The following is a 10,571-nucleotide window of genomic DNA, read 5'->3' as shown; positions in this document are numbered from 1 at the left end:
GTGTTTTTCAATGTCAATTTGCCGGAGGGGTTCTGGGTTGGGGGTTCGGGGTTCGGGGTTGGGGGTTCGGGGTTCGGGTCTTCCGCCTTCCACCTTCCACCTTCCGACCTCCGACTTCCGACCTCCGACTTCCGACCTCCGGTTACTTCCGGCGCGCCTGTGCCGCCATTTGTTTTAAAATCGCAAGCACATTTTCTCCCCGCTCCCGGGCGATGCGGTGCGCATCATCCACGAGTTGCCGGGCATGCCTTTCCAGTAATGCCCGTTCCGGCAAGGGCTGGCCGTTTCGTTCGTACTGCCAGGCCAGCAGACGAATAGCCACATTTACCTGCTGCGTTTTAAGAAAGCCCATACGCGGACCTCAGTTTTAAAGCGATTTATTTGTCATTTGGTTTTCCGGTTATGGTGATTTAATGGCCACCTATCCACCGGCTTTCCGGCACAGACCAATCAGGAAGGTTTCCAGCAGCACCCGGGGGTCTTGGCCGGTGGATTTCATGCGGAGATCGATTTGGCTCAGGTCAACCATGGCCGACGTAAGTGCCGCTATAGAATAGTTGCCCGCCTTTTTGAGGGTCTGGAAAACGGGAAAGGGGCTTTTCGGATTCTTGGCCAGAACCAGATCACTGGCCACTGCCTTTTTCCGTTTTTTACCCTCGGCCAACGGATTCAGGAGGTCGGCCCACCCTTCCGTACGCAAGGCAGAAGCCGCATCGTCTGCCTGAACCGCTTTAAACGGGCCGGTTTTAAACTGGGGAAAGGTCATGCGGGCATTCCAGGACCGCCCACGATCCCGAACGATGAAGTCTTTGGCCAGCAGCAGCCGGCGAAGCTGGTTGGCCACAGCCGCCAGCAGCTGCAACGGATGGATCCCATCTTCCAGCAAGCTATGCGTGAAAAACAGGATAGCGGGCAAATCCCGATCGGCGACCGCATTGGTGAACTCGAAGATGGGATCCTTGCGGGTGCGCCGCAACACGGTGGTCACATCCGCGTCGCTGATCGTTTCTCGATCGCCGACAAAGCTAATCAGTTTCTCCAGGCTGCCGGCAAGGGTGCGAAGATCGAATCCGGTCCACTGCATCAGCCGCTGACGGGCATCCACAGCCATCCGTTTCGACGCCAGGGTCAGTGCATCGTCCATGGTCGCCTGCATGGCGGTATCCTGAGCCATGCGGTTCGCCCGCGTCTCGCCTTTGGGAACCGTGCAGTCCACTACCAGTCCGGTTTCATGGATGATTTTGAACAGGGCCTTTCGACGATCGACAAAATCAGTGGTCATCACCAAGCGGTGCCCATCCGGAAAGCCCTTCTCCATGGCCGTTTTGAGTAAATCCGAATCATCTTGCCGTTCCGGAATTCGAAGACCGTTCTCACGACAATATGCCACCAATGATGAAAACCACGACGGCGGCTCGCCATCAACATGATCAACGACCTTCAATCTCAGTACAGGTGCGGCCAGATCTTCAAAGGCCAGCCCGGCAATTGCCATCAGGTTTAAAAACGGCCGCGAGGCCTTCTTCATGTCGCCGCTTCGGGCCGCCTGCACCATCTTTTCGCGGAGTCCCTGCTGGGCTTTGGCCGAGTAAAAGAACCGCGCGTCCTGCAGCACCACGACTTTGGTGCCGGAAAGCAGGGCATAGGTGTTCATGCTGGACAGCACCCCGCCAATGGGTTCCTCCCCGCCGTCGAAATGCTCGACCCCGATGGCCTTTTCCACCGGAGGCACCAACGCAGCCAGGATCCCTTCGCAGGCTTTTTTGCAGAGCATTTCTTCACCGCAGACCAACGTAACCGCCGGCCAGTCGGCGGCAGCGGCGCGGCTCAGATAGTCGGCAAAGGCGTTGTATGCAATGGTTGGCATAGAATCAGAAGGCGGAGATCAACGGTCGGAAGACTGAATATTTTACAATCAAGAATCCGCAATGGGTATAATCACTTAAACCCAATATACCCGAAAAACGAAAAGAACCCAAGCGACAAAAAAGCCGGTTTCAAAATGGAGCGTTTTTGAATGGGGCTTCCTAATTCGGCATTTTACCCAGCACCAGGTGCGCAATGAAAATCGTGATCCCCACGGTGATGGCGCTGTCGGCCACATTGAAGGCCGGCCAGTGGTAGGCTCCCACGAAAACATCCAAGAAATCCACCACCTCGCCGAAGCGCAGACGGTCGATCAGGTTGCCCACGGCTCCCCCGAAAATCATGGCCAGGGCCGAAGCCAAATAAGGATACGTTTTGGGTGTGCTGCGGTAAAAATAAACGATCAATCCCATGGCAGCGATCGAAACGCCGACAAACAGAATATTGCGGACCCCCTGGCTGCCAGTCGCCATGAAACCGAAGGCGCCTCCGGGATTGCGAATATGTGTCAGGTGAAAAAAACCCTCGATCACCGGAATGGAATCATACAGCGGTATCCTTGCCAGGACCAGGATTTTGGTCGCCTGGTCCAGCAGCACGACCAATCCGGTAATAATGGCGAACGGTTTGATCCCCATGGAGGGAGTCGGGGCTTCGCGAACGGCATTTTTTCCGGTCTTTGGCGATCGATTGTCCAATTTGGGGGTGTTCGGCCGGGAAGTGTTCATATTCCCCTGATCACGATGCCTTATCCATCACGTCGATCTGCTTCAGCGAGGTACCACAACGGCTGCAGATCGTGGGATGCTCGGCTATTTTTCCTACGCTGTTGTCATAGACCCAGCACCGCTGGCACTTCGCGCCGCCGGCCGGTTCCACCTTGACCCATATGCCCTCGGTCTCCTGGCCGACGTAGGCACCGGAAATCTCCCCAGTGACCATAGCCGCCCGGGAAACGATGAGAATAGATCGAAGATCCTCCTTAAAATCGCTCATGATGGCGTAAAGATCATCACTGAGTCCGAGGGTGACCGACGAATCTAATGAGTGGCCGATCACCTTTTCCGCACGAGCCTGCTCCAGCGCCTTGGTTACCTCGGCCCTCACGTTGATCAGGGTTTCCCATTTTTTGGCCAGGACGTCATCCTTCAGCCCGGGGTCAAGTTGGGGAAATGTGACCAGGTGAATGCTTTGCGCCTTTTCATTCAACGCCGGCATATGGCGCCAAATCTCCTCGGCCGTAAAAGGCATGATCGGTGCCATGATCCGGGCCATGGCATCTAAGATCGCATACATAGCCGTCTGGGCGCTTCGCCGGGCCGTGGATGCCGCCGGGCTGGTGTAAAGCCTGTCCTTTAGGATGTCCAGGTAAAATGAGGAGAGGTCAACGGTGCAGTAGTTGTACAGACGGTGGTAGATCACGTGAAACTCGTATGCGTCATAGGCCTTGAGCGCCCGCGCCACCAACCCCTGGAGCGTGTGCAGGGCAAAACGGTCGATCTCAAGCATCCGATCGACCGGTACGCTGTCAGTCTCCGGGGAAAAATCACTCAGGTTCCCCAACAGAAATCGGCTAGTGTTGCGAATTCGGCGGTAGGCATCGCTGAGCTGTTTGAGAATGTTGTCGGAAATCCTCACATCGTCCCGGTAGTCGGACGCCGAGACCCACATGCGCAAAATCTCGGCCCCATACTTGTCGATGACCGTCTTGGGCGCCACCACGTTACCGAGGGATTTGGATTGCTTTTTTCCCTCGGCATCCACCACAAAGCCGTGGGTCAACACGCTGCGGTACGGCGCTTCTCCCCGGGTGCCCACGGCGGTAAGCAGCGCACTGTGGAACCAGCCCCGGTGCTGATCGCTGCCCTCCAGATAGAGATCCGCCGGCCACTGCAGGTAGTCACGGTCTTCCAGTACGGCGGCATGGCTGACCCCAGAATCGAACCATACATCCAGGATATCGTTCTCTTTGGTAAAGGAGGCATGTCCGCAGCTTTTGCATACGGCACCGACGGGCAGCAGGTCGGCCGCCTCTTTTTCGAACCACACATCGGCCCCGTGGGAGGCAAACTGGTCGAACACATGGTTCATGGTCGCCTCGTCCATGTGGACAGCGTCGCAGCTGTCACAGACGAAGACCGTGATGGGGACGCCCCAGGCCCGCTGGCGGGAGACGCACCAGTCCGGTCGGTTTTCGATCATACCGAAAATGCGTTCCCGGCCCCAGTGGGGAATCCATGTGACCCGGTCGATCGCTTCAAGGGATTTGCTGCGCAGGCCGGTCTTTTCCATGGAGATGAACCACTGGGGGGTCGCCCGGAATATCACCGGCTGTTTGCATCGCCAGCAGTGGGGGTAACTGTGCTTGATATCGGCTTTGGCCAGCAGCGCCCCCTGGTCCGCAAGGGTCTGGTTGATGTTGTCGTTGGCCTTGAAAACGAACTGCCCGGCAAACCGATTCACCGCTTCGGTGAATACACCGTTGTCGTTGACCGGTGAATAGGCGTCCAGCCCGTATTGAAGGCCTACGTCGTAGTCCTCACGACCATGGCCGGGGGCGGTGTGCACACAACCGGTTCCCGCTTCCAGGGTGACATGGTCGCCCAGGATGATCAGCGAATCCCTATCATAGAAGGGGTGCCGGCAGCGCTTGTTTTCCAGGTCCCGGGCCCTGAGGTCGGCCAGGATACGGTAGTCGGCGATGCCGAAGATCCCCATGCAGTCATCCACCAGCTCCCGGGCCAGGATCAGGACCTGCCCGTCACCGGTTTCGACGGCCGCGTAGTCGTAATCGGGGTGCAGAGCCACGGCCAGGTTGGCCGGCAGGGTCCAGGGCGTGGTGGTCCAGATCACCACATAGACCGCTTTTCCGGCCAAGGCCGCGGATATTTCTGCCGGATCGTCATTCAGCGCAAACTTGACATACACCGAGGGTGATGTCTCATCGTGGTATTCGATTTCCGCTTCGGCAAGGGCGGTCTTGCAGCTGCAGCACCAGTGAATCGGCTTCTTGCTGCGGAACAGGCTGCCGTCCATGGCAAACTTGCAGCACTCCCTGGCGATGGTCGCCTCATAGCGGTAGTTCATGGTCAGGTAGGGGTTGTCCCACTCGCCCATTACACCGAGGCGCTTGAACTCGTCCCGTTGGATGTCGATGAATTTCTCCGCGTAGGCCCGACACCGGCGGCGAACCTGGGCCTGGGTCATCTCCTTTTTTTTTGACCCCAGCTCCTTGTCCACATTGTGTTCGATAGGCAGACCATGGCAGTCCCAACCCGGAACGTAGGCGGCGTCGAAGCCGGCCATCTGCCGCGAGCGGATGATGATGTCCTTTAAGATCTTGTTCAGTGCCGTCCCGATATGGATATGACCGTTGGCATAAGGCGGGCCGTCATGCAGCATAAAGGAGGGTCGCCCCTTGGACGCCTCCCGGATGCGGTCGTACAAGCCCATGGCGTCCCAGGCTTCCAGTTGATTGGGTTCGCGTCCGGCCAGGTTCGCTTTCATGGGAAAGCCGGTATTTGGAAGATTCAGGGTCTTCTTGTAATCCATCGATGCCTCCGTAGCGGTAATTTCATGATAAACAGGGATTTTTACGTTGAAAACCGGTCCGTGTCAAGCCAATAGAAAGGCGGGTTTGCCGATATTGTTCCTTGAAAACTGGCCGGTTTTGGGTCAATATGTTGATTTTATCTTTGACTCGAACCCATTCAAGGAGAGATCATGTCGCCCCACCCCCCCATGGAAAAAGTCCTCATTCTTGGCTCCGGCCCGGTCACCATCGGACAGACTGGCGCATTCGACGACGCTGCCTGTCGGGCGTGCGAGGTATTCCGATCTGCGGGACTTCAAACGGTGATGATTCACTGCGACCCGTCCGCCCTGGCGGCAGACATGGAAACGGCAGACCGCACCTACATGGTCCCCTTGACCCTGCAGTCGCTGACGGAAATCATCCTGAGGGAAAAGCCCGATGCGATGCTGCCCACCGTCGGCGGGTCGACCGCTATGCGTCTGGCCAACGTATGCACCCGCAGCGGCCTGCTCGAAGAAAACGGGATTCAGTTGTTGGGGGCAACCGACAAGTCCCTGGAACTGATCGACAACCCGTCGGCATTTTTTGATGTCGCCAAGGACCTCGGCTTGGCTGCACCGGACGGGCAAACCACCGACAGTGTGTCGGATGCGGCGGCAATTGCCGAGACCATCGGATATCCTGTTTTTGTGCGCGCCGCCGATCCTGCCGGCGCGATGCGCCAGGGCATCGCCTACAATGTCGAAGAGTTGCGCCTGCTGGCTTCCGGCGGACGCCTGCCTTCCGAAAAGGTGGGCGGAATGCGCATCGAGCGGGCACTATCCGGGTATCGCGAGGTGGAAGTGGAACTGCTCAGAGATGCAGACAACCATGTCGAGGTCGTCGGCATGGCCGAGAATATGGATCCCGTGGGTATTCACAGCGGTGATTCCGCGGCCGTGATCCCGCCGGTCACCATCGGGGACGAATCCCGCCGGCAAATGGAAGCGGCAGCGTGCAAGCTGGCCGGCCAAATCAGGATGGTTGGTGCACTCAACGTTAAATTTGCCGTCGGAACGGCTGAGGACCAGGTGTTGGTCCTGTCCATGAACCCGTGGTTTTCGAGAATGAGCGCCTTTTTCGCCAAGGCTTTCGACATCGATCTTGCCACCATCCACGCCCGCCTCAGCCTGGGCGCAGGATTGGACGATACCCTGGCTGGAACGGGAGCGACAACTGCGGGTATAAGGCCCGGTTCCACGACGGCCGTTCGTCTGCCGCGATGGGAATTCGAACGCTTTGCCGGGGAAACCGCTAGGCTGGATGCCCACATGAAGTCCACCGGAGAAGTCATGGGGCTCGGCCGCAGCCTGCTGGAAGCTCTCCAAAAGGCAGTTCGTTCCCGGTCCCCCAGGCATCCACTGGTAGGCCACAGGCCCGAACTGAGCCAGCTCAGCGTCGATGATCTGATGCGCCGGCTGGTCTTGCCGTCACCGGAGCGTCTGTGCATGATGCACCAGGCACTGAAAAAAGGTGCCGATCCGGAAGCGATCGCCACGGTGACCGGTATCCACATCCACTGGATTGATCAGTTGGCTGAATGGGCGGCTCTGGAGACGAAGTTGGCCGATCAGGCGGGCAGGACGGCTCCAGCGTCCCTGTTGGACCAAGCGGCGGCCGCCGGTTTTTCCGTATCCGGGCTGGCCCGTCTGTTGAACATGTCGCCGGATGCGGTGGGCCGCCTGCTGTCCGACGCCGGAATCAACATCCGACCCCGTGCATCGGCTGATCGGAAAGCCTCCCGTATCTGGTTCAACACACGTGCCGGCGACCGCACCCGGCATGCCCCGCTGGGAAAAAGCGTTCTGATTGTCGGTCCCGGCTCCGGTCGCATCGGCCACGGCATCGAACTGGACCACTGCTGCGTGCACGGTGCCAAGGCCCTGCGAGCCGCTGGCCGGCAGACCGTCATGGTCAACGCCAATCCCGCGGCTGCAGGCGGGTTGAACGATCTTGACCGCACCTATGTCGAAGCGCTGACCGTTGACGATCTCAAGGCCGTCTGCCGCTCGGAAGGCCCCGAGGGTGTGATTCTACAATTCGGTGGATACGCAGCTATGGATCTGGCAGGTGAATTAAGCAAGGCCGGTCTACCGGTATGGGGAACCGCCCACGAACAGGTGGCGCTCTCGCAGGACCGCCTGCGGTTCAGCAGCCTGCTGAAGGACATGGGCATTCCCCACCCCCACATCGGTATGGCTCGCACGCCGGAGCAGGCCATGGACCTGGCCGAAGCCATCGGCTACCCCCTGGTGACCAGTGTACCGGCAGACAGGCAGCGTAATCGCTACAGCATCGTCATGGACGCCCACATGCTGGAACAGGATTTGATGAATACGACCGTTTCGGCTGAATCGCCCATGCTGGTGGAACAGTTCCTGGAGTACGCCATCGAAGTGGAAGCCGATGCCCTTTGCGACGGCAGGACGATTTACGTGCCGGCCATCATGGAGCATATCGAACTGGCCGGCGTGCATTCGGGAGATTCGGCGATGGTGATGCCCCCTTACAGCACGCCGCCGCGCCATGTGGAGACGATCAGCGCCTACATTCAGAAGGTCGCCCTGGAGCTCGATGTCAAAGGGCTGCTCAATGCCCGTTTTGCCGTATACAATGACTCGGTCTATCTGCTGGCCGCCAGGCCATGGGCGTGCCGCTCGCTGCCGATGGTCTCCAAGATCTGCAACATTCCCATGGCCCAACGGGCAGTCGAGATCATGCTGGGCGGAACCCTGGATGAAATGGACCTGCCCCGCCGGTTGCTGCCCCACTATGGCATCCGCTCGTCGGTCTTTCCATTCGATACGTTCAAAGCAGCCGATCCTCTCCTGGGGCCGCAAATGCGGTCCACCGGACAGGTCATGGCACTGGCGGAGATCTTCGGCATGGCCTATTATACCTCGCAGGAAGCCGCCGGCCCCACCCTGCCCATGCAGGGAAAAGTACTCATCACCGTCACCGATGCCGACAAGCCGAGCATACTGGAGCCGGCCCGCCTGTTCAAGGAGATGGGATTCGGCATCCAGGCCACACGCGGCACCTTTTCATTCTTGAAGAAAAACGGCATCCAGGCCGAATTGGTGAAGAAGCTCGGCTTCGGTCGGCCCGACCTGGTGGACGCCATAAAAACCGGCGATGTGGCGCTGGTGGTCAATACCCCCAGCGGCAGACAGAGCCAGCAGGACGATGCCCATATCCGCAAGACCGCCATTCGATATCATATCCCGGAGGTCACCACCCCTGCGGCCGCGCTGGCGGCCGCCAAGGGGATCGCTGCACGAAAACGGGGCCAGGAGGCGCTGTGCACGCTGCAGTCCTATGTGCGGGCGTTGAAGTGAACGGAGGTCGGAGGTCGGAGGTCGGAGGTCGGAGGTCGGAGGTCGGAGGTCGGAGGTCGGAGGTCGGAGGTCAAAAATATCAACCGACGAACGCCGTGTCTACCCTTTTTATTTTTCCTGACCTGTCTTTATTCCGTGATAGCGTGCGCATTCCCAGCCGCTTGTCAAAGCGAAGCCAAGATACCGCTCATCGGGTCCGCAGGGAGGGTTCAATTAACCGAATCAAGTGGTAAGATAGCAGCTGGATTGACAGCATGATACCATAGCTTTTTAGAAGACGGCCAAAATTTAACGATGTTGGTGCTGTACTCATTTCACGCTAATCGAAAAACATGACATCCGAGGTGATTCAGTTTACAGCTTATCTAAGATTTCACCGCCGTTGTCAGCAATCTGTCTTATAACTGTTCGACTGGCTTCGTGTTTAACGAAAAGCTCGGTATATTGTCTGCTGTTATGGATGGCTGCAGCTATCATACGTGCAGCCAGGTTCAATAATTCAAGGTCCTCGGTTGTAAAGTCCTCCCTTTTCTTGTTCAGTGATTGAAGGGTACCTAAACAATTACCCTTGAAATCAAGTAAGGGCGTACAGATCAAATTGCGAGTTTTAAAACCTGTCAAATCATCCACCTCTTTGTAAAAACGACTGTCTTCATAGGCATTATTAACGACTGCCGGTTGACGGTTTACAAAGACACATCCAGCCACACCGCAAGATTTTGGAATACAGATTTCATGCTTCTCAAGATCAAGGGATGAAAAGATGGTAAGTTGCTGATTCCAGGGTTGAAATAAAAATATTGATGACCTTTCGGAATCCATAAATTGGTTTAGGTAGTACATGGAAACGGAAAGCACCGTATCTATTTTGCTCTCCAAGTCAAAAAGCTGTGAAAGTTTCTCGGCAAGACGATAAGATCGGGTCATCCTTTCTTCCATTTCTCTTTCCTCATTCAAGCAGTTTTAAATGCTAAAATTTAGACAAATTGACATACTATTCTGAAGATATATATCTCATTGGTCTTGCATACAAACCGAGTAAAGTCTCTCAGATCATCTTCCATTTTTCAATCCTTCGGCTTACGGTTTAACCATAACGAGGGGGAATGTGATCCGAAGGAAGATAATGTACTATTGGGAGATTTGACGATATTCAGCAGATGGAGAAACGCGTCAGGTCAGGTGGAATTGATGAACTTTATACCTAGACCGTATGGATTTTGTCAAGGATAGTTAAGGGTTTCGGCAGGTTTTGATTTCCCGTTAGACCCGATTACAGATACCATTATTGGTGATTGCCTGTTCGAGTACCATTGCATGCTAAAATACTGTCAATACCTCAATCTCCCACCATTCGATAGACATGGTCGCTGCGTAGAAAACGGCGAAGACATGCTAGGCGACATGCCTTCGGCCCGCCCGCTCTTTTTATGAATGGGGTGCGCATTTCTGTCCAGCGCCCTCAGATCTCATCCCTCTGCCGTGGGCGTCAGCATCACCAAGCTTCGCCGGGCATGCAGGAGCGGCAGACAGTAGCGGTGGATTTGCATCGAAAAAAAGGTGCCGCCGAGGACGATGAGCTCGACCTTGTCGAGCGGATGCCCCATGGAGCGGAAGGCCTCGAGACGGGCCCGGGTCTGCCGGTAGGGGTCGAAGCCGTGCTGCTCGGCGCGCTGGGCGCCGGGCTCGCTGGCGAGATAGCTCTTGGGCATGCGCGCATCGCTGGGGCAGAACACGCAGCGCCCCGGGCAGGGGTGCGGGCGGGTGAGCACCGTGACGGGCAGGATCCCGCT

Annotated in this window: 6 protein-coding genes and 1 pseudogene; 1 reads left to right on the top strand and 6 read right to left on the bottom strand. The window is 57.0% G+C overall.

From position 1 onward, the window contains the following. Window positions 1-142: 142 nt before the first annotated feature. The 4 genes from ABYV26_RS12730 to ileS form a co-directional block, all read right to left on the bottom strand. Entirely contained in the window at window positions 143-352 is a 210-nt protein-coding gene (locus ABYV26_RS12730) for a hypothetical protein (RefSeq protein WP_372681547.1), read from the bottom strand. A 69-nt stretch (window positions 353-421) separates the two neighbouring features. Continuing rightward, the gene (holA, locus tag ABYV26_RS12725) at window positions 422-1,867 is read right to left on the bottom strand and encodes a DNA polymerase III subunit delta (RefSeq protein ID WP_372681545.1); all 1,446 of its coding nucleotides are present in this window, start codon (window positions 1,865-1,867) and stop codon (window positions 422-424) included. Window positions 1,868-2,027: 160 nt separating this feature from the next. Continuing rightward, window positions 2,028-2,594 (bottom strand): signal peptidase II, encoded by a 567-nt coding sequence (gene lspA / locus ABYV26_RS12720; RefSeq protein ID WP_372681543.1) that lies wholly within the window; start codon window positions 2,592-2,594, stop codon window positions 2,028-2,030. Window positions 2,595-2,604: 10 nt separating this feature from the next. Next, window positions 2,605-5,418, bottom strand: coding sequence for an isoleucine--tRNA ligase (gene ileS, locus ABYV26_RS12715; protein WP_372681541.1), 2,814 nt, complete (start codon window positions 5,416-5,418; stop codon window positions 2,605-2,607). 171 nt (window positions 5,419-5,589) lie between these two features. Here ileS and carB point away from each other — a divergent pair, with 171 nt between their 5' ends. Continuing rightward, a complete protein-coding gene (gene carB / locus ABYV26_RS12710) occupies window positions 5,590-8,778 on the top strand; it encodes a carbamoyl-phosphate synthase large subunit (RefSeq protein ID WP_372681539.1) in 3,189 nt (1,062 codons plus the stop codon). Window positions 8,779-9,132: 354 nt separating this feature from the next. Here carB and ABYV26_RS12705 read toward each other — a convergent pair whose 3' ends face one another. Together ABYV26_RS12705 and ABYV26_RS12700 are read right to left on the bottom strand one after the other, a co-directional pair. Next, the gene (locus ABYV26_RS12705) at window positions 9,133-9,717 is read right to left on the bottom strand and encodes a GAF domain-containing protein (RefSeq protein WP_372681537.1); all 585 of its coding nucleotides are present in this window, start codon (window positions 9,715-9,717) and stop codon (window positions 9,133-9,135) included. Between the two features lie 530 nt (window positions 9,718-10,247). Beyond that, window positions 10,248-10,571, bottom strand: a pseudogene (locus ABYV26_RS12700) (hypothetical protein); the annotation flags it as partial.

This window comes from Desulfosarcina sp., assembly GCF_041551955.1.
In the GTDB taxonomy this organism is placed as follows: domain Bacteria; phylum Desulfobacterota; class Desulfobacteria; order Desulfobacterales; family Desulfosarcinaceae; genus Desulfosarcina.
Note: the sequence above shows the minus strand (reverse complement) of the source record. Positions and strands in the feature narration are given on the sequence as shown.

What these genes read in the sequence shown, in the direction of transcription:
- ABYV26_RS12730 (WP_372681547.1), bottom strand. Translation starts at nt 352, where the DNA reads ATGGGCTTTCTTAAAACGCAGCAGGTAAATGTGGCTATTCGTCTGCTG.
- holA (WP_372681545.1), bottom strand. Translation starts at nt 1,867, where the DNA reads ATGCCAACCATTGCATACAACGCCTTTGCCGACTATCTGAGCCGCGCC.
- lspA (WP_372681543.1), bottom strand. Translation starts at nt 2,594, where the DNA reads ATGAACACTTCCCGGCCGAACACCCCCAAATTGGACAATCGATCGCCA.
- ileS (WP_372681541.1), bottom strand. Translation starts at nt 5,418, where the DNA reads ATGGATTACAAGAAGACCCTGAATCTTCCAAATACCGGCTTTCCCATG.
- carB (WP_372681539.1), top strand. Translation starts at nt 5,590, where the DNA reads ATGTCGCCCCACCCCCCCATGGAAAAAGTCCTCATTCTTGGCTCCGGC.
- ABYV26_RS12705 (WP_372681537.1), bottom strand. Translation starts at nt 9,717, where the DNA reads ATGGAAGAAAGGATGACCCGATCTTATCGTCTTGCCGAGAAACTTTCA.